Annotated in this window: 18 protein-coding genes and 1 other annotated feature; all 18 genes read right to left on the reverse strand. The window is 37.4% G+C overall.

Annotated elements, in window-relative coordinates; all coding sequences use genetic code 11:
- Window positions 1-49 precede the first annotated feature (49 nt).
- The 18 genes from yihA to LWE_RS07995 all read right to left on the reverse strand — a co-directional run bounded on the left by yihA (window position 50) and on the right by LWE_RS07995 (window position 23,405).
- The gene (gene yihA, locus LWE_RS07910) at window positions 50-634 is read right to left on the reverse strand and encodes a ribosome biogenesis GTP-binding protein YihA/YsxC (protein ID WP_011702357.1); all 585 of its coding nucleotides are present in this window, start codon (window positions 632-634) and stop codon (window positions 50-52) included.
- Window positions 635-740: 106 nt separating this feature from the next.
- Complete coding sequence (gene thrS / locus LWE_RS07915) at window positions 741-2,663, reverse strand: threonine--tRNA ligase (protein WP_011702358.1); 1,923 nt, start codon at window positions 2,661-2,663, stop codon at window positions 741-743.
- A gap of 69 nt (window positions 2,664-2,732) precedes the next feature.
- Window positions 2,733-2,964 (reverse strand) — a binding site (T-box leader).
- 50 nt (window positions 2,965-3,014) lie between these two features.
- A complete protein-coding gene (gene dnaI, locus LWE_RS07920; RefSeq protein ID WP_011702359.1) occupies window positions 3,015-3,938 on the reverse strand; it encodes a primosomal protein DnaI in 924 nt (307 codons plus the stop codon).
- Between the two features lie 9 nt (window positions 3,939-3,947).
- Complete coding sequence (locus tag LWE_RS07925; protein ID WP_011702360.1) at window positions 3,948-5,330, reverse strand: replication initiation and membrane attachment family protein; 1,383 nt, start codon at window positions 5,328-5,330, stop codon at window positions 3,948-3,950.
- A gap of 5 nt (window positions 5,331-5,335) precedes the next feature.
- Window positions 5,336-5,800 carry a transcriptional regulator NrdR gene (gene nrdR, locus LWE_RS07930; protein ID WP_003719855.1) on the reverse strand — a complete coding sequence of 155 codons (465 nt, stop codon included), beginning with the start codon at window positions 5,798-5,800 and terminating at the stop codon, window positions 5,336-5,338.
- A gap of 78 nt (window positions 5,801-5,878) precedes the next feature.
- Entirely contained in the window at window positions 5,879-6,481 is a 603-nt protein-coding gene (gene coaE / locus LWE_RS07935) for a dephospho-CoA kinase (RefSeq protein ID WP_011702361.1), read from the reverse strand.
- Window positions 6,482-6,497: 16 nt separating this feature from the next.
- On the reverse strand, window positions 6,498-7,319 hold the full coding sequence (gene mutM / locus LWE_RS07940) for a DNA-formamidopyrimidine glycosylase (protein ID WP_011702362.1): 822 nt from the start codon (window positions 7,317-7,319) through the stop codon (window positions 6,498-6,500).
- Between the two features lie 23 nt (window positions 7,320-7,342).
- Complete coding sequence (polA, locus tag LWE_RS07945) at window positions 7,343-9,970, reverse strand: DNA polymerase I (protein WP_011702363.1); 2,628 nt, start codon at window positions 9,968-9,970, stop codon at window positions 7,343-7,345.
- A gap of 165 nt (window positions 9,971-10,135) precedes the next feature.
- Window positions 10,136-11,398: an NADP-dependent isocitrate dehydrogenase gene (icd, locus tag LWE_RS07950; protein WP_011702364.1), complete on the reverse strand. Its 1,263-nt coding sequence runs from the start codon at window positions 11,396-11,398 to the stop codon at window positions 10,136-10,138.
- Between the two features lie 19 nt (window positions 11,399-11,417).
- On the reverse strand, window positions 11,418-12,539 hold the full coding sequence (gene citZ, locus LWE_RS07955; RefSeq protein WP_011702365.1) for a citrate synthase: 1,122 nt from the start codon (window positions 12,537-12,539) through the stop codon (window positions 11,418-11,420).
- A gap of 36 nt (window positions 12,540-12,575) precedes the next feature.
- Window positions 12,576-13,037, reverse strand: coding sequence for a DUF441 domain-containing protein (locus LWE_RS07960; protein ID WP_011702366.1), 462 nt, complete (start codon window positions 13,035-13,037; stop codon window positions 12,576-12,578).
- 156 nt (window positions 13,038-13,193) lie between these two features.
- Window positions 13,194-13,571, reverse strand: a complete 378-nt coding sequence (locus LWE_RS07965; RefSeq protein WP_011702367.1) for an FxsA family protein — start codon at window positions 13,569-13,571, stop codon at window positions 13,194-13,196.
- A gap of 115 nt (window positions 13,572-13,686) precedes the next feature.
- Window positions 13,687-15,444, reverse strand: coding sequence for a pyruvate kinase (gene pyk, locus LWE_RS07970; RefSeq protein WP_011702368.1), 1,758 nt, complete (start codon window positions 15,442-15,444; stop codon window positions 13,687-13,689).
- Between the two features lie 280 nt (window positions 15,445-15,724).
- Entirely contained in the window at window positions 15,725-16,684 is a 960-nt protein-coding gene (gene pfkA / locus LWE_RS07975) for a 6-phosphofructokinase (protein WP_011702369.1), read from the reverse strand.
- Between the two features lie 286 nt (window positions 16,685-16,970).
- Window positions 16,971-17,927, reverse strand: coding sequence for an acetyl-CoA carboxylase carboxyltransferase subunit alpha (locus tag LWE_RS07980; protein ID WP_011702370.1), 957 nt, complete (start codon window positions 17,925-17,927; stop codon window positions 16,971-16,973).
- Entirely contained in the window at window positions 17,917-18,801 is an 885-nt protein-coding gene (gene accD, locus LWE_RS07985; protein ID WP_011702371.1) for an acetyl-CoA carboxylase, carboxyltransferase subunit beta, read from the reverse strand. The genes LWE_RS07980 and accD overlap by 11 nt, the downstream gene beginning before the upstream one ends.
- A 219-nt stretch (window positions 18,802-19,020) precedes the next feature.
- Window positions 19,021-22,347: a DNA polymerase III subunit alpha gene (dnaE, locus tag LWE_RS07990; protein WP_011702372.1), complete on the reverse strand. Its 3,327-nt coding sequence runs from the start codon at window positions 22,345-22,347 to the stop codon at window positions 19,021-19,023.
- Window positions 22,348-22,469: 122 nt separating this feature from the next.
- Window positions 22,470-23,405, reverse strand: a complete 936-nt coding sequence (locus LWE_RS07995) for a DHH family phosphoesterase (protein ID WP_011702373.1) — start codon at window positions 23,403-23,405, stop codon at window positions 22,470-22,472.
- Between the last annotated feature and the right edge of the window lie 18 nt (window positions 23,406-23,423).

Consider the following 23,423-nt stretch of genomic DNA (forward strand, 5'->3'; position numbering starts at 1 on the left):
TATATTTAGACGGAAAAAAGAGCTGGACATTTCATTCCAACTCTTTCTATTATTCCATTCCTTCTTTGATAAACTGCCATGCTTCGTCTTTTCCCATTTTTGTTTCAGAGGAAAATAAGACAAATTTGTCATCGGGATCAAAATCAAGCGTTTCTCGAACAATTTTAGCATTTTTTTGCCATTTACTACGCGGGATTTTGTCTGCTTTTGTTGCCACGACGATAACAGGGATTTCATAATACTTCAGAAATTCGTACATCATTCGATCGTCTTCTGTAGGTTTATGACGAAGATCGACAATTTGAATAACTCCACGAAGTTGCTCACGAGAAGTGATATAGGTTTCAATCATGACACCCCATTTTTCTCGTTCCGTTTTTGATACTTTTGCGAATCCATAGCCCGGTACATCGACAAAGAAAAGTGCTTCTTCAATTTTATAAAAATTTAGCGTTTGTGTTTTCCCTGGTTTTTGTGAAATTCTTGCCATACTTTTACGACGAATCATCGTATTAATAAAAGATGATTTACCAACGTTTGATCGACCTGCAAGTGCGTACTCTGGAAGGTCTGTTTCAGGGTATTGCTCCGGTCGAACAGCGCTTATTATTAGTTCTACATTATTTACATCCATAATTTTCCATCCTGTTCTATTAATTATCTTTTACTAGTATAACGGAAAAAGAGGAAAAAAGCACCATGAAAAAATACTGCCTCACTTGGAGACAGTATTTTCGTTACTAATATTTACTCACTTCTGCAACAACTTGTGCGATAAAGGCATCTAAATCCATTGTTTCCGAATCCTTAGAACCGTAACGGCGAACGTTAACAGAACCTGCTTCCATTTCCTGATCACCAAGTACTAAAGCATAAGGGATTTTCTTAGTTTGAGCTTCACGGATTTTGTATCCTAATTTTTCATTACGATCATCCACTTCAGATCGAAGTCCAGCACGTTGCAATTTATCTTGTACACCTTTTGAGTAATCTAAATGTGCGTCTGCGTTAACTGGAATAAGTTCCATTTGAACTGGAGCAAGCCAAGTCGGGAACGCACCTTTGTATTCTTCAATTAGGTAAGCGACAAATCGTTCCATTGTTGATACAACACCACGGTGAATTACGACCGGACGATGTTTTTCGCCATCTTCGCCGATGTAAGTTAAATCGAATCTTTCTGGAAGTAAGAAATCCAGTTGTACAGTGGAAAGTGTTTCTTCTTTTCCGATAGCAGTTTTCACTTGAACATCTAGTTTTGGACCATAAAATGCAGCTTCACCCTCTGCTTCAAAGTAATCCATTCCCATTTCGTCCATTGCGGATTTAAGCATTGCTTGCGCTTTTTCCCACATAGCATCATCGTCAAAATATTTTTCTGTATTTTTCGGATCACGATAGCTTAAACGGAATGAGTAATCTTTAATATCAAAATCTTTATACACTTCTAAAATGAGTTCCACTACGCGCTTGAATTCATCTTTGATTTGGTCTGGACGGACAAATACGTGTGCATCATTGAGAGTCATTCCACGAACACGTTGCAGTCCAGAAAGGGCTCCACTCATTTCATAACGATGCATCATACCGAGTTCTGCAATACGGATTGGTAATTCACGGTAACTATGAATGTCGTTTTTGTAAATCATCATATGATGCGGGCAGTTCATTGGACGTAAAACGAGTTCTTCATTGTCCATTTTCATAGTTGGGAACATATCCTCATGATAATGATCCCAGTGACCGCTTGTTTTGTAAAGTTCCACATTTGCCATAATTGGAGTGTAAACGTGATTATAACCAAGACGTTCTTCTTTATCCACGATGTAACGTTCGATAACTCGGCGGATAGTTGCACCTTTTGGTAGCCACAGTGGCAAACCTTGCCCCACTTCAATGCTATTTGTAAATAACTCAAGTTCTTTTCCTAATTTACGATGATCACGTTCTTTCGCTTCTTTTTGCATTTGGATAAATTCTTTTAAGCCATTTTTGTCGAAGAAAGCTGTACCATAAATACGTTGAAGCATTTTATTATTACTATCTCCGCGCCAGTAAGCACCAGCCACGCTTAACAGTTTAAACACTTGTATTTTACCAGTAGAAGGAACATGAACGCCACGACATAAGTCGAAAAACTCACCTTGCGTATAAATTGTTACTGTTTCATCTTTCGGGATTGCTTCGATAAGTTCTAATTTATATTGATCACCAATCGCTTTAAAACGTTTAATCGCTTCTTCACGAGAAACAACTTCGCGCTCAATTGGTACGTTTTCGCGAACAATTTTTTGCATTTCTTTTTCAATTTCTACTAAAGATTCATCGCTAATTACTGCTTCTGTATCAATATCATAGTAGAAACCAGATTCAATCGCTGGACCAACGCCGAACTTCACATCTGGATAAAGTCGTTTTAATGCTTGAGCCATTAAATGAGCTGTACTATGACGCAAGATACCAAGCGCATCTTCGTGGTCTGGTGTGACAATTTCAATTGCCCCGTCTTCATGAATGGGAGTTACTAAATCAAGTAATTCTCCGTTTAATTTACCTGCGAGTGCTTTCTTTTTCAGACCCGGGCTGATAGAAGCAGCAATATCTGCTGTTGATACGCCTGGCTCAAATTCTTTTACAGCACCGTCTGGAAATGTGATTTTCATACTAATCTCTCCTTTTCTTTTTTTAAGTGTAGTTAGGAGGGCAAAATAAAAAACCCATCCCTCCTGTTGTCAAGGGACGAGTTTATGCTCGTGGTTCCACCCAAGATTCAGAAATAGCTAAAATCAACTACTTCACTCTTGTCGCTTGTAACGGAGCGAACCGTCTATTATTACTAGTCAAAAGATGTTCCTAATAGAAGTTCCAAGGTGGTCCAAATTTAAGTTCCAATAGAAGGTTCCCAGCTACCCCTTCCTCTCTAAAATTTTCCGTTAAATTGGTTGTCCTTTTCATCACTTTGTTTTATATTACTTCAAATTATAAGCCCGATTAAATATATTTGCAAGTATTTTTTAGAAACGGCGATTTTTACCTTCTAAGTTAACCTCTTTCGATAAATAGCGCACACGTTCCATGATTCGACGAGCTTTCAGTTTTTCTTCATTGCCGTTTTGTGCAAACATTAAATGATTTTCTAGTTGATCCATGTTGTAATTGGATGAGAAAAACGTTGGTAATTCTTCTTGCATTCGAAATTGTAAAATCGCACCTAGTACTTCATCACGCGTCCATGCCGTCATTGATTCCGCACCAATATCATCAAGCATTAATACTTCTGTTTCTTTGGCAAACTGGATTTTTTCACCAACTGTATTGTCCGAAATAGATTGTTTTACTTCGCGCATAAATTCCGGTAAATAAACGAGTGTCGTTGAAACACCTTTTAGTGCAAGCTCTTTCGCAAGTGCACCTAATAAGTACGATTTTCCTGTCCCAAAGCTGCCATGAATAAATAAACCTTTCACACGCTCTCCGTTTTTGGCAGGATAATTATTTAAAAATTGATATGCTTCAACGAGTGCCAACTGTCGTGATTCCTCATCCGTATAAAAATCAGCCAAATTCGCATCTACTACTTGTTTCGGCATATAAAGCGAACGAATTCTCCGCTCTACCGCACGGCGTTTATCTTCTTCAATCTTTTCTTTTGTCGGATAATAGGTGACAGTGATGAACTCCCCATTAAGGACAAGTTTTGGAGCATAGCCGGGCATTAGCGTCTCTTTTTGTTCAGTAAATTTTTTATGTTGGGTCATAAATTCATATAAATTAGATAAGTTTTGATTAATCAATTGTTCTGTAATATCTTCTTTATGCTCTTTAAAAAAATCTTGGATCGGTTGATAATGAAGAACTTGTTGTTTCAAACCTTGGTATTCTTTTTCAAAATCGCGTCCTTCAAAAAGTTGTCCTAATGTTCTTTCAATGTTATCCATAATCTTCACCTACCTTTTATTTAATCGTTCTTTAATTTCGCGAACTTGTTCTTCCAATGTTTGTTTTTCTTTGTCTGTCATTTTATTTTCTGCTGGAGTAACTTGTTCTTTATCAAACCAATCTGGTAAAATCTCTTTTCGAGTGGATTTTTGATAATTTCTGTTGTAATTAGTATTTTTAGGTGTGGCTGGCTCTTCTTGGAGACGTTTATATTTTTCGTGCTCTTGCCACGCCAGATCCATTGCTTCTTTCGCCGTTTTCACATTTTTTCGTTTCCAATGGGCCGCAATGGTCATCATGTAATTTTTGGACAGTTTTCGATCAAGGCGAAGTAAGACATATTCTATTAATACATTCATCACAGGAACTGGTAAATTTTGTTGATTCATTACTTCTTCTACTACGCGTAAATCGGTTTCAGCAGGTACCGCTCCGTCTGAAATGTCCACCAATAATTGAAATGGTGTGATGCTTTCTAAGTATACTTGAAGGGCTTCTTCATCATTCAATGTTTCTTTAACTTCGGGTTCTTCCTTGATGGATGTTTCGTGCTTCATTTGGAGTTTTGGTGGAGCACCATTTTCTATCGTGTAGCCTTCACGAACAATTTTCCGCAAATAAACAATATCAATTTCGCCATTTGAATCTAGCGAACGATACAAATAACTAGGCATATCTTTCTCGGAAACTTGGTAAATTCCGTGCAATTTTAAAATGGTTTGGCGTACTTCTTTTGTTATTTTCTCTCTTGTAATCATACCTGGTGAAAGCAAACTTAGAAATAAATGAAAATCAAAACTAGCATCATCAAATTCGATTTCTTTAGCCGCCACTTTATCCACTAACACTTGGTTAGAAACAGGTTCAGCTGCACTAGCGCCTCCTTTAAATGGTTCGAAAACATCTTGGAATGAACGAGTAATTTCGCTATATGTATCAGTTTCAAACGCCTCATCTGCAAAAAATCGGCGCAAACGTTGAAACTGCGCGTTGCCGATTTTGCTATATAAATAAATATTTAAGAGACCATCCGAAAAAAACTTTTCTGGTGATAACGGCGGCAAGATTTCATATACATAAAAACGTTGGTCATTCTCGGTTTTTACATAACTTTTTAAAAGGCCTAAACCTTCTAATTTTAATCGTGCCTCGAATAACGCTTTCAAACTAATATCAAGCATATTTAAAAGTTGGACGTGCGAATGCGCTTCTGACCAAAGTCTGTTTTCTTCCACTTCTGTGAACAGGGTTTGGTATAAAGCAAGACATTCCGCTCCCATAAGCGGTTGGTATAACATTGTAATAATTTTTCTGTCGGCACCTGTTAAGATTCCACTAGCTTTCACTTGATAGCTATCTACCGCCTGAAGTTCCATCCAAAATTCCGTCAATTTACTCACCTATCTTTATTTTTTTCCATCAAATCTTTTAGTTCTTCTACAAATACACTAATATCTTTAAATTGTCGATACACCGAAGCAAAGCGCACATAGGCAACTTCATCAAGATTCGCTAATTTATTCATTACTTTTTCACCAATTAAGTCTGAAGCGATTTCACTATCACCAATATTTCTTAGTTCGCGCTCCACTTCGTTAACGATTTCTTCAATTTGTTCCGCGCTAACAGGACGTTTTTCACATGCTCTTATTAAGCCACGTCTTACTTTTTCACGAGCAAATTCTTCTCTTGCTCCGTCTTTTTTCACAACTATTAAAGGACTCTCTTCTACCTTTTCAAAAGTAGTAAAACGAAATCCGCATTTTTCACATTCACGCCGTCTCCTGATGGAATTGCCATCGTCAGCCGGTCTTGAGTCTACAACACGTGTGCCATTATATTTACAAGTAGGACATCTCACAAAATATCACTCCTATCTCTAGCATTTCATTATCTGTTTATTTGTATGCCTCATTATACCATGTGAAAGTAAGGGTGGCTATTTGTTCTTAACAAAACGATCGATAATTGCAAGAACCTGTTTTTGAGTTTTTTCAAGTGACTCATTATTATCAATAACAAAATCTGCTTTTTTAGCCTTTTCATCAATTCCCATTTGGCTATTAATTCTTGCTAAAGCATCTTTCTTGGTTAGATTATTTCGCTCCATCAACCGTTTTAACTCTGTTTCTGGTGTGGTCCATACAACGATAATTTGATCAACCAATGACTCTAAATGACTTTCAAACAATAGTGGAATATCAAAAAAAACAACTTTTTCACCAGCTTCAAAATAACGTTTTCGTTCCGCTAACATATACTCTTTCACTCGAGGGTGTGTAATTTCATTTAATTTTTCTCGTTTTTCTTTATTTCTAAAAATTTGTTCTGCTAATTTAGGACGATTTAAAGTGCCATCAGTGAGTAATATTCCTTTCCCAAAATATGCGACAATCTCAGCTAGCCCATCGGTACCTGGTTCCACTACTTTTCTTGCCGCAATATCAGCATCCACTAAGGGTATTCCGGCTTGCTGAATCATGTTGCTAACAGTCGACTTACCTGTCGCTACACTTCCTGTTAATCCAATTGTTTCTCCCATGATTCAAGCTCCCCTTCTACTTTTGACAATGCGGACAAAAATGCGTCCCGCGTCCATTTAATTTAATTTTTTCAATAGGTGTACCGCAAACAACACACGGCTCCCCAGTTTTCCCGTACACTTTTAATTTATCTTGATATTGTCCCAGTTTACCTTGTGAATTCACATAAGTTCTAACCGTCGAACCACCAAGGGCTACTGCTTCGGTCATAATACTTATCGTTGCCTCAAAAATACGTTTAATTTCTTTATTCGAAAGAGAGTTAGCTGGTCTTTCTGGCTGAACCTTTGCTTCAAAACAAATTTCATCTGCGTAAATATTCCCAATACCAGCGACTAATTTTTGATCAAGTAAAGCTGTTTTGATAGCGCGACTTGTTTTTTTCACACCAGTTGCAAAATCAGTTAATGTAAATGTATTAGTTAGCGGTTCCGGGCCAAGTTTTTTTATCGAACGTGTTTCATTTTCCCCGTATTTATTCGTTACTTCCATCGTACCAAACTTCCTTACATCTAAAAATCGTAATTCGGTATGATCTTCAAAATGGAAAATAATATGTGTGTGTTTACTAACTTCGTCTTTCTCATCCATTAAGCGGAATTTACCTTCCATTCGTAAATGAGACATAATCGTACAGTTAGTCAAATCAAACAATAAGAATTTGCCGCGACGGCGCACAGCTTCTATTTCTTGCCCGACTAGCATATGAACAAACTCATCGGGAGGCGTTGTTACAATCATTTTTGGGACACGGACAATTACTTGATCTATTTTTTTACCTGGGACTAATTCTTGTAAAGTTGCACGGACATTTTCTACTTCCGGCATTTCTGGCATATCAAAATTCCCCGTTTCATTCTTTATTTCGCGTCATACCATGTGTCACCGAATGCACTATCCACTTTAAGTGGTACAGAAAGTTCCACTGCATTTTCCATAACATCTGGTACAATCTCTTCTAATTTAGCTATCTCAGCTTCAGGTGCTTCAAAAATTAGTTCATCGTGCACTTGAAGCAATAATTTTGCTTCTAATTGTTCAGATTCTAAGCGTTCACTCATAAGAATCATCGCTTTTTTGATTATATCGGCGGCACTACCTTGAATTGGCGTATTCATTGCGGTTCTTTCAGCAAATCCTCGAACATTAAAATTACGGCTGACGATTTCCGGAATATAGCGACGACGATGTAAAATGGTCTCTACATAACCTTTTTCTTTCGCAAAACGGACGATATCGTGCATATATTCTTTCACGGCTGGATAACTCACAAAATAACGATCAATAAAATCTTTGGCATCTTTTCGAGTAATACCAAGGTTTTGAGATAGGCCATAATCACTAATACCATACACTATACCAAAGTTAACTGCCTTGGCTTGACGACGCATTAAAGAGTCTACTTCTTCTTGCTCCACATGAAAAACGTCCATTGCTGTTTTAGTATGAATATCATAATCATGTTTGAACGCATAAATTAGGTTTTCGTCTTCTGAAATATGCGCCAAAACTCGCAATTCTACTTGAGAATAATCGGCAGAAAATATTTTCCAACCTGGTTTACTTGGCACAAACACTTGTCTAATCTTCCGTCCTTCCTCAAGTCGAATTGGAATGTTTTGAAGGTTTGGATCAACCGAACTTAAGCGACCAGTCTGTGTTAGTGTTTGGTTAAAACGTGTATGAACTTTATGTGTTTCTTTGTCAGTAACTTTAAGTAATCCTTCAATATAAGTAGACTGAATCTTACCAAGTTGACGGTATAACAAGATTTCATCAATAATGTCATGTTTTCCAGATAAGCTTTCTAACACATCTGCCGCTGTTGAATAACCTGTTTTAGTTTTCTTCACTGGAGGTAGTTCTAGCTTTTCAAATAAAATGACACCTAATTGTTTTGGTGAATTGATGTTAAATTCTTCCCCTGCAAGTGAATGAATAGACGTTTCTAATGTTTTTAAACGGCCAGCTAGTTCTACTTTCATATTTTCAAGACGTTCTGTATCTACACTAACCCCTTGCATTTCCATTTGCGCTAAAACAAATGTCAGTGGCAACTCTAAGTCTTCCATCAAAGCTAATTGCTCATTTTTCTCTAAATCATCTACCAGTCTTTTCTCTAATTCTGCAATTGCTACCGCTTTTCTAGCTAAATGTCCCGCAACAATGCTTTCTTCTGGTGTACTTCTTTTTGCCCCTTTGCCATAAACTGCTTCGTCTGTTTCTACTTCGGTATAATCATGTCGCACTGCTACACTTGTAAAGTCATCAATGGAATCAGAAGGGTTTAGCAAGTAGGAAGCTAACATAATATCGAATGTGATTCCTGAAATAGCAAATCCCATTCTGTTCATTGCTACCATTGTTTTCTTCGCATCATACACTACTTTCGTTTGAGCACTTTCCACCCATTCCCGGAACGATACGCTATTTTCCGCAGTTTCTTTTGTAAAGAAATAGGTTCCTTGATCAGAATGAATCGCCAGCCCGATGAAGTTCGCTGTATGGTAATTATCATTTTCTAATTCTACATAAAGCGCCGTTTTCCCACCAAAATGTTTTTCTTTTAATTCGGTTACTATTTCATAAGATAATTCTTTTAGTTCTTTCACTTCTTCTGGTGCGCCACCTTCGATATTTTTCAAAAGGGTTGTAAAATTCATTTCTTTTAATAATGGAATGACTTTTTCTGTTTGATAGCCGTCGTATTTCGTACTTTCGACTGTGCATTCGATTGGGGAATTCACATTAATTGTGGCTAATTCTTTACTTAAAACAGCTAATTCCTTGTTTTCTAGTACTTTTTCTTTTAATTTTTTACCAGAAATTTCTTCGGCATGTTCTAGTACGCTTTCCACTGTTCCACCAAATTCATGGAGTAGTTTCAACGCTGTCTTTTCACCTACACCAGGGATACCAGGAATATTATCAGATGAATCGCCCATTAAGCCCTTCATATCAATGATTTGTGTTGGTGTTAAATTGTATTTTTCTTTTAAAGTTTCTGGTGTATTTGTTTCCATATCCGCTATACCTTTTTTAGTTATATAAACGGTGGTTTTTTCTGAAGCTAATTGCGTTAAATCACGATCCCCAGTAATGATGGCTACTTCCAACCCATCTGCTTCTGCTTGTTTCGTTAATGTTCCGATAATATCATCTGCTTCATAATTAGCAAGTTCATATTGTGGGATATCGTAAGCAGTTAAAAGCTCTCGAATAAATGGAAATTGTTCAGATAGCTCACTTGGCGTTTTTTGACGACCACCTTTGTAGCCTTTAAAAGTTGTATGGCGGAATGTGGTTTTTCCGGCATCAAAAGCAACCAGTACATGGCTAGGCTTTTCTTTTTCGAGTACATTCATCAACATCATTGCAAATCCATACACTGCATTTGTATAGACGCCTTTATCGTTATTTAAAAGCGGTAACGCATAAAACGCGCGATTCGCAATACTGTTTCCATCAATTAATACTAATTTATTCACAGGGATATCCTCCTCAATATTGTCATTCACTTGTGTCTATTTTACCATAGGAACATAAAAACAAACCACTTATCCGAACGGGATTAAATGGTTTGTTTCAAATACGTACATTTATTATTAAAAATGAAATTACAGACTAGTTTTAAATCTAATTTGCAACTATAATCAGAAGTTCTTGATTAGTTCATCCGCAAATTCCGAACATTTAACTTCTGTAGCTCCATCCATTAATCTAGCAAAATCATATGTTACTGTTTTTGCAGCAATAGTTTTTTCCATTGAATGGTTAATTAATGCGGCTGCTTCACCCCATCCAATATGTTCAAGTAAAAGCGTTCCAGATAAAATAACCGATGATGGATTGACTTTATCTAGACCAGCGTATTTCGGAGCAGTACCATGTGTTGCTTCAAAAATCGCATGACCAGTTAAGTAGTTAATATTCGCTCCTGGAGCAATACCAATGCCACCTACCTGAGCTGCAAGGGCATCAGAAATGTAATCCCCATTTAAATTCATCGTAGCCACTACATCAAATTCAGCTGGACGTGTCAAAATTTGTTGTAAGAAAATATCCGCAATCGAATCTTTCACTAAAATTTTCCCTTCAGAGAGTGCTTCTTTTTGTTTTGCATCTGCGACTTCAGCGCCTTCTGCCTCTTTAATACGATCATATTCGTTCCAAGTGAATACTTTATCGCCGTATTCGCGTTCACATAAATCATAGCCCCAATTTTTGAAAGCTCCCTCTGTGAACTTCATAATATTACCTTTGTGTACAAGTGTTAGTGATTTACGCCCTTCTTTTATTGCATATTCGATGGCCGAACGAACTAAACGCTCAGTTCCTTCTTTTGAAATAGGCTTAATACCAATGCCGGAAGTTTCTGGGAAACGGATTTTATCCACACCAAATTCAGATTTTAAGAAAGCAATTAATTTTTTCGATTCTTCACTACCTTCTTTAAATTCAATACCCGCATAGATGTCTTCCGTATTTTCACGGAAAATGACCATATCTGTGTCTTCCGGACGTTTTACTGGAGAAGGTACCCCTTTGAAATAACGAACTGGGCGTAAGCAAACATATAAATCTAGTTCTTGTCTTAAAGCAACATTCAGCGAACGAATACCGCCACCAATAGGAGTTGTAAGTGGTCCTTTAATCGCAATTAGATATTCATCAATTGTATCTAAAGTAGCTTGCGGAAGCCATTCACCCGTTTGTTTGAATGCTTTTTCACCAGCTAATACTTCTTTCCAGGCAATTTCTTTTTCACCATTATAAGCTTTTTTTACCGCTGCATCTAAAACACGTTTTGCAGCTGCCCAGATATCTGGACCTGTTCCATCTCCTTCAATAAAAGGAATAACTGGGTTGTTTGGCGTGTTAAGCACACCATTTTCTACTTGAATTTTTTGACTCATAAAGCTTGTTCCTCCTCGATTAAATTCTTTCTTCTACAGGTAGATAACTTCTATTTTCAGGGCCGACATAAATGGCACGTGGACGAATAAGACGATTATCACGATATTGTTCAAAAATATGCGCTAACCAACCAGATACACGACTTACTGAAAAGACTAAAGTAAATAGATCCCGGTCAATACCAAGCGCATGATAAACAGAAGCTGAATAGAAATCAACGTTTGGTTTTAAGTGTTTTAATTCCCATACAGACTCTTCTACTTGCATAGAAATATCAAACCATTTTTGTTCCCCTTTTTCTGCAGTCAGTTTTCTAGACATCTCACGTAAATGTTGTGCGCGTGGATCTCCACCTCGATAAACTCGGTGGCCAAAGCCCATGATTTTTTGTTTTGTATCGATTTTGTCTTGAATATAATTACGTACATCTCCAGCCGCGTCAATTTCTTCAAGCATGTCAAATACACGTTCATTAGCGCCACCATGAAGTGGTCCTTTTAATGCGCCAATTGCAGCTGTCACACCAGAATAGACATCCGAAAGCGTTGCCACACAAACCCGAGCTGTAAAAGTAGATGCGTTGAATTCATGATCTGCATGAAGAACAAGGGCTTTATTCATTGCTTCTACAGAAAGCTCATCCGCTTCTTCTCCGGTAATCATATATAAAAAATTCGCGGCCATATTTAAATCTTCTCTTGGTGGGATTGGGTCTAAACCACGACGAATCCTTGAAAATGCGGCAACAATAGTTGGCATTTTTGCTTGTAACCGTAATCCTTTTCGATAAACAGCTTCCCCATCATCTAGTTCTGCCTCTGTATCAAATACACCAAGCATAGAAACCGTTGTTCTTAAAACACTCATTGGATGCAATTTTTGATGATTTTGCATTCTCAAACTCGTAATAATGGTTTCAGATACTGCCATATTTTCTTGAATTTCTAATTTAAACTTTTTAAATTCATCTTTATTAGGTAAACGTAAATGCCATAATAAATAAATTACTTCTTCAAAAGAAGCATTATTTTCCATTAAATCGTCAATACCATATCCAACATAAGTTAACATATCATCAATGATAGAGCTAATAGAAGTTTCAGCAACATATACATTTTCTAACCCTTTAGATAATGTCATTTCATTTCCTCCTTTATCCTTTTTTACGTATGTAATTTATTTTATGAATGCAACTAACTGCATTGCCATGTACGCAATACCCGCTGCAATTACTGGTCCCGCAGCTATCCCTCTGAAAAGCACCACTGCTAAAATCGTCCCAAACACAAGTGAAACAGTTACTTGCGGATCGACGGCCATATAGCTTACACCTTTTTTCGCTAAAATAGAAACTGCGATTCCTGCTCCAAGTCCTATCCAACCAGCTGCTGATTTAAAAGAATCTATTAAATCTTTAAAACCAATTTGGCCAGTAGCGATTGGAATTAAGATGGCCACAGTAATTATAGTGACGCCCCAATTAATCCCTTTTGCTTGAACCATTTCCATTACCTTGCCATCAACGTGAAATAACTTCAACAAAATAACGACAGCTACAGCAATTATTAGCGAATTATTTTTTGCTATAAGTCCTAGAAGTAAAAAAAGAAGTAAAAACAACATACTTTCCGTAAACATACTAAGTCACCTTTCAATATCCCACATCTAAGAAGCGAGATAACAATTATTATATCATAAACATACCTTATAGTAATACTAAAATGCCATAAGGAAAATGAATTGCCTTTTTTTCAACTAAACCTCTATAGAAAGTCTTTCCCATAGAGGTTTTGTTCACATATCAAAATAATAATATTGTGTGTGTTTCTTTTGATTTCCAAGCCATTTCGTTAATTTCGGCTTTAATAGTTTTCGAGAAAATGGAATGAAAATGAGTAATCCAAGAATAGTTGTGATGATTCCTGGAATAATTAATAGAAAACCAGCGATAAAAAAACAAAGACTATCAAGTAAATATGGCGCGACTGTGCGTCCATCTCTTAAATTTCGGAAAAGGTTGCCGCCAAGACGTTTGAAAATAAAAATTCCAAAAGCACTTGAAGCTATTTGAATAAAAAGAAGTGGCCAGAAACCGATGACTTGGAACAGCCAAACGTACATAATCAATTCTATTAAGCCATATAAGGCCCAATAAAGAATAAATTTTCTCATAAAATCAACTCCAATACTTAATGCCTATTATAACCTATTTTAACGTAATCGAAAAACAATAGATGTGCGCATATAAAAAAAGCGCCCCATAAACGGGACGCTTTTAAAAAGTTTTTTAGTGAGTTGCTGTTTTGCCGTTATAAACAACGCCTTGACGAGAATCAACAGTGATAGTTTCACCGTCTTTTACAAGAGATGTTGCATCTTTAGCGCCAACGATGACAGGAATTCCAAGATTGATTCCAACAACTGCTGCATGGCTAGTTAAGCCGCCTTCTTCCACAACAACTGCCGCACTTTTCTCGAATGCAGGAAGGATTTCTTTATCTGTTGTTTTAACGATTAAGATTCCGTCTTCTTCTGCTTTTTCAAGCGCTTCTGCATTGGATTTTGCAACAATTGCTTTACCAATAACAGATTTGCTACCAATTCCTTGACCTTTAACTACTTTTTCACCAATTAATTGGATTTTCATCACGTTTGTTGTTCCGCTTTCTGTAACTGGAACACCAGCTGTAATAATGATTAGGTCGCCTTGTTTTGCAACGCCAGAAGCAAGAGATTCTTTCACTGCAAGGTCGAACATTTCATCTGTGTTGCTTACTGGAGTAGCTAGACGAGGATAAACACCCCATGAAAGAGCTAAACCACGATACACATGCTCGTTGAATGTTACAGCAACGATATGAGATTTAGGACGATATTTAGAGATCATGCGCGCTGTATGACCACTTTGAGTCGCAGCAACGATTGTTTGAACGTTTAGGTTTTTCGCTGTATGACCAACTGCTTGACCAATTGCTTCAGTCATATCCGTATTTTCATGAAGTTTAAGTGCAAATTTATCTTGAGCAACAAGTACTTCTTCTGTACGAATAGCGATTTTCGCCATCATTTTAACTGCTTCTACCGGATAATCCCCAGCAGCTGTTTCACCGGATAACATAATTGCATCTGTTCCATCAAAAATCGCATTCGCTACGTCACTTGCCTCAGCGCGAGTTGGACGCGGATTACGTTGCATGGAATCAAGCATTTGTGTTGCTGTAATAACTGGTTTACCAAGCTTATTACATTTTCTGATAAGTTCTTTTTGTACAATCGGAACTTCTTCAGCTGGAATTTCAACACCTAGGTCACCACGAGCAACCATCAGACCTTGGGATACTTGCAAGATTTCGTCGATATTGTCAACGCCTTCTTGATTTTCGATTTTAGGAATGATTTGTACGTGTGTTGCGTTATGCTCTTCCAAAATCTTAGTGATTTCAAGAACATCTGTAGCACGACGTACAAAAGATGCAGCGATAAAATCGATACCTTGTTCTAAACCAAAACGGATATCAGCAGCATCTTTTTCTGTGATTCCTGGTAAATTGATAGAAACGTTTGGCACGTTAACGCCTTTTTTATTTTTAAGTACACCTGGGTTAAGTACTTTAGTTACTAGTTCGCGATTAGCTTCGTCTTTTTCGATTACTTCAAGACCGATTAAACCATCATCAAGTAAAATGGAAGATCCGATTTCTACATCATCATAAAGTTCTCCGTAAGTAACAGAGAATTTTTCTTTTGTTCCTTCAACTGGAGTCATTGAAACACGTACAACATCACCTGTTTGGAATTCTAATTTCCCACCAACCATGTCATTTGTACGGATTTCTGGACCTTTTGTATCAAGTAAGATAGCAACTTGTTTACCAGTTTTTTTCGATGCTTCACGGATATTTACGATACGCGCACCGTGCTCTTCAAAATCTCCGTGAGAGAAATTAAGACGTGCAACGTTCATTCCTGCTTCAATCAACTGAACTAATGTGTCAACTGACTCACTTGCAGGACCAATTGTACATACAATTTTCGTTTTTTTCATGTTATTACTCCTCCTAGAACTTAGCTATTCATTCGTATTCATTATAAACATATATTACCTATATTACCAGTCACAACCTTGTAAAACAAGTAAGATTGTGAAAATAATCGCAATCGTGATGTGTGGTAACGATAACAAGAAAACGTTTTCCAGATTGTTACATCATGCTGATTAACAATTAGCTTTTCATTTTCTCCTTGTTTATTTTTAATACGTTACTAAAAAATTTCACAAAGAAAGGCTACCATGCTTTGTCATGGCAGCCAGCTCTTCAGCCGTTTTAAATCGACAAAATAGATGCAAGATCAAATAGTTTTTGATCAAGTGTGTGTTTTTCTTTTAAAATTTCACCAATATTATTTTCGACAATTCTATTCTCACGGATTCCAACAGCTAATCCTCCGCGGTTTTCTAATAATAATTCAACCGCACGCGCGCCAAGACGGCTTGCAAGTACACGGTCAAATGCAGTTGGGCTACCACCACGTTGAACATGTCCAAGAACAGTTACACGTGCATGATAATCGCCATATTCAGCTAATTGTTTGGCAAATTCATTACCAGACATTACGCCTTCTGCAACAACGATAATACTATGTTTTTTACCACGTTCGCGACCCTTGTTTAAACGATCCACGACATCATCCATATTAAAGCTTTCTTCTGGAACGATGATAGCTTCAGCGCCACCAGCAAGTCCAGACCAAAGTGCGATATCACCAGCGTCACGACCCATAACTTCAATAATAAAAGTACGTTCATGACTTGTCGCTGTATCGCGGATTTTATCAAGTGCATCTAAAACAGTGTTTAGCGCTGTATCAAAACCGATAGTAAAATCAGTTCCAGAAATATCATTATCAATTGTTCCTGGGATACCAATAGTTGGGAAGCCGCGTTTTGTAAGTGCTTCCGCTCCATGATAAGAACCATCTCCACCGATAACCACTAGGCCATCGATTTGATGTTTTTTCAATTGTTCAATTCCTTTAAGTTGTCCTTCTTCTGTAGCGAATTCAGGATATCTTGCGGAATAAAGGAAGGTACCACCGCGGTGAAGTAAATCACCAACAGAACCTAATTCTAATTTACGGATATCACCATTGACTAGCCCTAAAAAGCCATAGTTAATTCCATAAACTTCAAGTCCTTCATAGATTGCTTTCCGTACAACAGCACGAGTGGCTGCATTCATTCCTGGAGCGTCTCCTCCACTTGTTAAAATTGCAATTCGTTTCATTTTACTTACCACCTCAGACAATGATATTGTTTTTCATCACATGTGTTTATTCTACATGAAAAAAGGTTAAATGAAAAGCTCCAATAGAGCACTTTTTTCGATGACAGGCTTACGAACAAGCCAATTATCGTATTGGTCTATTCCTATTAGACGATTAAATGGCTTTATAACTAAAAAGAAGGATAATCGGTCTATACTTGTGAACCAATAAACTTTCTTTTCGATCTTTGGTGTATACCAATGAAGATGCTTTCCCAAGATTAAGGAAAGCATCTTCATTCGTTAATTATAGTATTTCATATACACCAATTTTTTTGAATTTTTCATAGCGTTGATTCATTAATTGTTCTTCAGAAAATGCCATTAAAGCATGTAAGGATTTCGTAATTGTTTTATTAATTTCTGCTGCTTGCGCGGTCAAATCACGATGAGCGCCACCTTTTACTTCTGGAATAATTCCATCAGTAATGCCTAATTCAAACAAATCGTCTGCAGTAATGCGCATTGATTCTGCAGCTTTTTTGGCTTGCCCAGCATCTTTCCATAAAATAGCTGCTGCACCTTCCGGAGAAATTACAGAAAAGACAGCATTTTCAAGCATGAAAATTTGGTTCCCAACACCGAGTGCAAGTGCACCACCACTACCACCTTCACCAATAACAATGGAAATAATTGGTACTTTCATATCGCTCATTTCGTAAAGGTTTCTAGCAATTGCTTCACTTTGTCCGCGTTCTTCGGCTGCACGTCCAGGATAAGCGCCTTTTGTATCAATAAAGCAAATAATTGGTCGACCAAATTTATCTGCTTGTTTCATTAATCGCAGGGCTTTACGGAAGCCTTCTGGATGTGGCATACCAAAATTACGATGCAAATTGTCTTTGGTATCTTTACCACGTTGGTGTCCAATGACTGTCACTGGAATACCATTAAAAGTAGCAACTCCGCCTACAATCGCAGCATCATCGCCAAATGCACGGTCTCCGTGAAGTTCCATAAAATCTTCAAACAAAAGAGAAATGTAATCAAGTGTTGTAGGTCGTTCTGGATGACGTGCTACTTGAAATTTATCCCATGCCGTCATATTACTATAAACACTTGCTTCTAACTTAGCTAAACGTTTCTCCAGCTTTTCGATTTCATTAGTCAAATCAACGTCCGAAGTTTCATTGTATTCTTTTAAATCGGCAATTTTACTTTTCAGTTCTAAAATAGGTTTTTCAAACTCCATCTCATTCGCCATCAGATTCACCTCCTGTTTCAGGTGTTTTAGCATGAATTCTCAAAATAAAACTTAATTTATTTTGCAAATCAAGACGTGAAATACAGTCATCTAATTGACCATGTTTCAATAAGAATTCGGCAGTTTGGAAGTCTTCTGGTAATTCTTCACGAACTGTTTGCTCAATTACACGTCGACCGGCAAACCCAATTAAAGCACCAGGTTCCGCAAAATTATAGTCTCCAAGTGATGCAAAACTAGCGGATACGCCACCTGTTGTTGGATGGGTCATCACAGTAATAATAAGACCACCGTGATTACTAAATCGTTTGAAGGCAGCGGAAGTTTTTGCCATTTGCATAAGGGAAATCATTCCTTCTTGCATACGTGCGCCTCCTGAAGCCGTAAAGACAACAAATGGTTTATTTGTTTTGTCAGCTTCTTCCACAGCACGTAGGATTTTTTCACCGACAACTGATCCCATACTTGCCATTCTAAACCGAGAATCCATCACAGCAATAACAAGCGGATTCCCAGCTATTGTTGCATGACCAGTGACAATAGCTTCATTTAAACCACTCTTTTGCTTATCTTTCTCGATACGATCCATATAATTTTCAAAACCAAGTGGATTTGCTGTTGTTAAGTTAGCATCTAATTCTTCAAAAGATCCTTCGTCAACAAGCATATCAATTCGAACTTTCGCCCCAATCGGATGATGAAAACCACAATAATTACATACCATCAGATTTTTTTGCAATTCTTTGGTATACATTATTTTTTTACATTCTGGACATTTTGTCATAATACCTTCTGGAACATCTGCTTTCGTTCCATCAGAAGGAATTGTGGCATATTTTCTCTTTTTTGGTTTTGTAAACAAGTCTCCTAGCAAGGATAACCCTCCCCATTTACGCTTTCTATTGTGGTTATTAACGATTCTTTAATGCTGTATAAATAAAAAATGAATAAAGACATAAAACACACTTTTAATCGAATTTTCCCACAAGAAGACAAAATGCCAGTCCGCCCGAATTATAAATGGACAGACTGCGCAATATTGTTTTCCACGTTAAACTATAACATACTTTCCATAAATATAGAAAGTCTAAGATTACTTAATCACCACATTCTCTTTGCCGAGTAACTCTATTAAAGCCTCTTCAAGCTCATTTGATGGGGCGATTTGGATATTTTTTAGTTCCGCTGTTTGTTTGGTTATCGCTTGATGAATAATAACTTTACAATCCCCTTTATGGCGCATTAGAATTGGTTTTATTTGCTCTATTTGCACAGCTTCTGTTAATTTTAAAAATAGTCTCACTGGCGCTTTGATTTCTTTTAAATCTTCCGCCTTATTGACGATTAACTGAAGTTCCCCATTTCTTGTATCTGATTTGACTTGTAAGAAAAGAATTTCTCCTTTTTGTGCAAAATTAGCATACTTACGGTAGCTTTCAGGAAACATCACTGCACTTAATTCTTTTGAGTCATCACTAATTGTCAAGAAGCACATTGTTTCACCTTTTTTTGTTCGAATGGATTTCACTTCATGAACATAGGCTGCGACTTGATAATTTTTACCAGAAGTAATATTGGCGAGTTTGGTAATGGAAAGGTTTTGTAATTTATTTTGATAATAAGACACTGGGTGCGCCGAAACATATTGACCGGTGTATAATTTTTCTTTTTCGAGCTTTTCATCAATTGAAATTGGCGCTGTTTTCCGGTAACGTGGTTTCATTTTTTTCAAAAACTCATCATCTTCCGCGAAAAGATTCATTCCTTTTGAATCTTCCCCTAGTAAAGAAATGTATTGTAAAACAGCATCAATGGTTGCTAATATGGTTGCCCGGTCCTCACCAAACTCATCAAAACAACCAGAAAAAACAAGTGCTTCTAAGACTGTTTCTGAGAGCATTTTATGTGGCATTCTTTCGCAAAAATCAAAGAAATCTCGAAAAGGCGCTTTTTTCCTTTCATTGATGATTTCTAAAATGAATTTTGCTGGAACTTTGCGTATGACACGAAAACTATAACGTATAGACGTTTCATTCTCCATTTGAAAATAGTAATTACTGTGATTAATACTTGGCGCTAACATATTAATACCATAATTCTTTGCTTCTGTAATATATTGAGAAATTTTATCATCATTCCCAAACACAGAACTAAGAAGTGACGACATAAATGCTGCTGGATAATGTGCTTTTAAGTAAGCTAATTGAAAAGCGATTTTGGAATAAGCAGCTGCGTGACTTCGGTTAAATCCATAGTTCGCGAATTGGACGATCATATCATATACTTGGTTAGCGCTAGCTTCTGAATAGCCCTTACTTTTGGCGCCTTCAACAAAATGAATTCGTTCTTCATTTAAAACATCTGCTTTTTTCTTACTGACAGCTCGTCTTAATAAGTCGGCTTCACCAAGAGAAAAACCAGCCATTTGGTTGGCAACTTGAATGATTTGCTCTTGATAAACTATAACGCCGTAAGTTACTTCTAAAATAGGCGCTAAATCTGGGTGCGGATACTGAATTTTTTCTTTTCCATGCTTTCTAGCAATAAACGTATCAATTTGTTCCATTGGACCTGGTCGATATAGGGCATCTACCGCCACGACATCTTCAAAAGAAGTTGGTTTTAACTTCCGAAGTACTCGGCGAATTCCATCTGATTCAAATTGGAAAACGCCTGTTGTATCTCCTGTTTGGAAAAGCGTTAATGTTTTCTTGTCTTCTAAGGAAATATCCGCTAATGTTAATGGTTTTTCACTTGCGTAATTAACTGATTTTAAGACACGATCTAATAAGCTAAGATTTCTAAGTCCAAGGAAATCCATTTTAAGCAAACCGATTTTTTCGAGTTCACCCATAGCAAATTGCGTTAACCTAGCATCCCCACTACCTAATTGTAACGCCACTTGTTCAACAAGTGGCTTATCACTAATAACAATCCCAGCAGCGTGTGTCGAAATATGGCGTGGTAAGCCCTCAAGCTGACAAGCAACTTCCCAAATCATTTCGTTTTCTTTGGAACTTTTAATATGATTTTCTAAGCGTGGACTTTCTTGTAATGCTTTTGGCAGGGTCATTCCTAGTTGGCTCGGAATTAACTTCGACCATTCCGATAAAAGTACCGAATTTAAACCAAAACTTCTTGCTGTATCACGAATTGCCGCCTTCGCTGCTAATGTTCCGAATGTCCCGATTTGCGCAACATGTGCTTCTCCGTATTTGGAAACCACATAAGAAATAACTTCATCCCGGCGATTATCTGGAAAATCTAAGTCAATATCGGGCATCGTAATTCGTTCTGGGTTTAAAAATCGTTCGAATAACAAATTATAACGAATGGGATCTACATCCGTAATTCTAAGCGCATAGGAAACAAGCGAACCTGCTGCAGAGCCCCGACCAGGCCCAGTTAAGATTCCCGCTTCTCGAGAATAACGAATAACATCCCATACAATTAAGAAATAATCCGCAAAACCCATCTCCGTGATTACTTTTAACTCATAATCCAAACGATTTTGATATTCTCTTGTTAATAAATCACGTTCTTTTAAGCCTGCATAAGCAGTTTGTCGCAAAACATCAGATGCGTTTTGCTTTTCATCTAATGGAAATCTTGGCAATAAATGCTGATCTAGAGCAATCTCAACATGACATCGCTCAGCTAATTTCCCCGTTTCAAGACATGCTTGTTTTTCAAAATCAGTTTGCCAGTCACGTTCCATTTCATCTTGGGAGCTGAAATAATTTGGGCCAGCGAGTGGTAATGTTGTCCAGTCAACAGTGCGATTATCGCGTATCGCAGTCAAAACTTCCTTCGCTTGAGCGTCTTTTGGTTCCAAGTATTGGACATCTTTTGTCGCAACAACCGGCACCTCTTCTTCCGCGGAAAAAACCTCTATTTTGGCGAAAAGGCGCGGATTTTCTTTTTGTGCTGATAAATAAACAGATGAATTGCCAAATATCGCAACTAAGTTTTCGTAGGCTTCAAGTGCTCCGTCACGATTTTCTTCCATGAGAAGGCGCTCGATTTCTCCTTTGGCTCCTGGTGAAATAGCAATCAGATCACTACTATAAGCGCGCAGCCAACTTTGGGGTAATTCTGGTCCCTCTTCACGCGTTTGAATGGCACTTGCGATTTTTAATAACTGATGATATCCCGCGGTTGATTCCGCAATTAATATCAACTCATATGAATTAATTGGATTGAAGTAACCTTGTATTGTCACTGTCATCCCGATAATTGGTTTTATATCCGCCGCTAAACACTTTTGATAAAACTCGACTACTCCGTAAAGTACATTTTTATCCGTAATTGCTAAGGCTGGATAATGGTATTCTTTTGCTTTAGCGATGAGCTTATCAATGGATGCTGTACTAGAAAGCAAATCATAAGCACTCGCAACTTGTAAATGAACAAATCCCACTATCCTCTCTCCTTTCAAAACTCTCTTTTTCCATTATATCGGTTAAGCTAAAAAAAAGAAAGTGTGTTCGTGTTTTTATATAAAAATAAAGCCAGATAGCGTATCCAGCTTTATTTCTTAATTTATTTGGCTGCACAAATTTGCGCAAGTTTTGCTGTCATTGCTTTTATTTCTTTTTCATTATGCAGAGTAGCACCCGAAGCAAGCGGATGACCACCACCACCGTATTCTTTGGCCAGCTCATTAATAACTGGACCCTTTGAACGTAAACGCGCTCTAAAAACTGGTCCTTCTTGAATGAACATAATCCAGGCCTTGATTCCTTTTACATTTTCGATGCAAGAAACAAGTGCAGAAGCATCGCGCGGATTCACTTCAAATTCTTCTAAAAGTGTATCACTTAAATATACCGTAGCAGCACCATTTTCATCCATAACAAAATTTTGTAAAACATAGCCGGAAAGTTTGACTGTGTTTTTCGGAAGTTCATATAATTCACGGTAAAGTGCCGGACGATCAAACGGAAATGTTACTAAATGCGCAGATAAACGTAAAGTTTCTTCTGTCGTACTTGGATATAAGAAACGTCCTGTATCGCCAACAATCCCCGCATAAAGAAGTCTCGCGGCAGTTTCATTTAGAATTAATTCCTCTGAAAAAGATTCCCAAAAACTGACAATCATTTCGCTACAAGAAGAGGCAGTCGTATCTACCCATAGCAAGTCGCCATAAGCATCATCATTTGGATGGTGATCAATTTTGATTAATGCTTTACCTAAGTTAAAACGGTTGTCAGAAATCCGTTCTTGATTCGCGGTATCACAGACAATCACAAGCGCAGCCTTATAGATTTCATCGGTTATTTCATCTACTGCACCAAGAAATTGGAGCGACTCTTCATCATTTCCAACCGAGTACACTTTTTTCTCAGGAAAGCTTGCTCGAATAATTTCCGCAAGTCCCATTTGCGATCCATATGCATCTGGATCTGGTCTTACATGTCTATGCAAAATAATCGTTTCATATTGTTTTATTTCGTTTAAAATCTTACTTTTCATTGTTTCGCCTCTGTTTCT

This window comes from Listeria welshimeri serovar 6b str. SLCC5334, assembly GCF_000060285.1.
GTDB classification, from domain to species: domain Bacteria; phylum Bacillota; class Bacilli; order Lactobacillales; family Listeriaceae; genus Listeria; species Listeria welshimeri.

Bases quoted from the DNA above. Each gene is read 5' to 3' on its own strand.
- mutM (WP_011702362.1), bottom strand. From the start codon at position 7,319: ATGCCAGAAATGCCGGAAGTAGAAAATGTCCGTGCAACTTTACAAGAA.
- LWE_RS07995 (WP_011702373.1), bottom strand. From the start codon at position 23,405: ATGAAAAGTAAGATTTTAAACGAAATAAAACAATATGAAACGATTATT.
- coaE (WP_011702361.1), bottom strand. From the start codon at position 6,481: ATGGGAGAAACAATTGGATTAACAGGAAGTGTAGCGACAGGTAAGTCG.
- dnaI (WP_011702359.1), bottom strand. From the start codon at position 3,938: ATGGATAACATTGAAAGAACATTAGGACAACTTTTTGAAGGACGCGAT.
- LWE_RS07960 (WP_011702366.1), bottom strand. From the start codon at position 13,037: ATGTTTACGGAAAGTATGTTGTTTTTACTTCTTTTTTTACTTCTAGGA.
- citZ (WP_011702365.1), bottom strand. From the start codon at position 12,539: ATGACATTATCTAAAGGGTTAGAAAATGTATATGTTGCTGAAACTTCT.
- pyk (WP_011702368.1), bottom strand. From the start codon at position 15,444: ATGAAAAAAACGAAAATTGTATGTACAATTGGTCCTGCAAGTGAGTCA.
- LWE_RS07965 (WP_011702367.1), bottom strand. From the start codon at position 13,571: ATGAGAAAATTTATTCTTTATTGGGCCTTATATGGCTTAATAGAATTG.
- yihA (WP_011702357.1), bottom strand. From the start codon at position 634: ATGGATGTAAATAATGTAGAACTAATAATAAGCGCTGTTCGACCGGAG.
- thrS (WP_011702358.1), bottom strand. From the start codon at position 2,663: ATGAAAATCACATTTCCAGACGGTGCTGTAAAAGAATTTGAGCCAGGC.
- pfkA (WP_011702369.1), bottom strand. From the start codon at position 16,684: ATGAAACGAATTGCAATTTTAACAAGTGGAGGAGACGCTCCAGGAATG.
- LWE_RS07980 (WP_011702370.1), bottom strand. From the start codon at position 17,927: ATGGCGAATGAGATGGAGTTTGAAAAACCTATTTTAGAACTGAAAAGT.
- icd (WP_011702364.1), bottom strand. From the start codon at position 11,398: ATGAGTCAAAAAATTCAAGTAGAAAATGGTGTGCTTAACACGCCAAAC.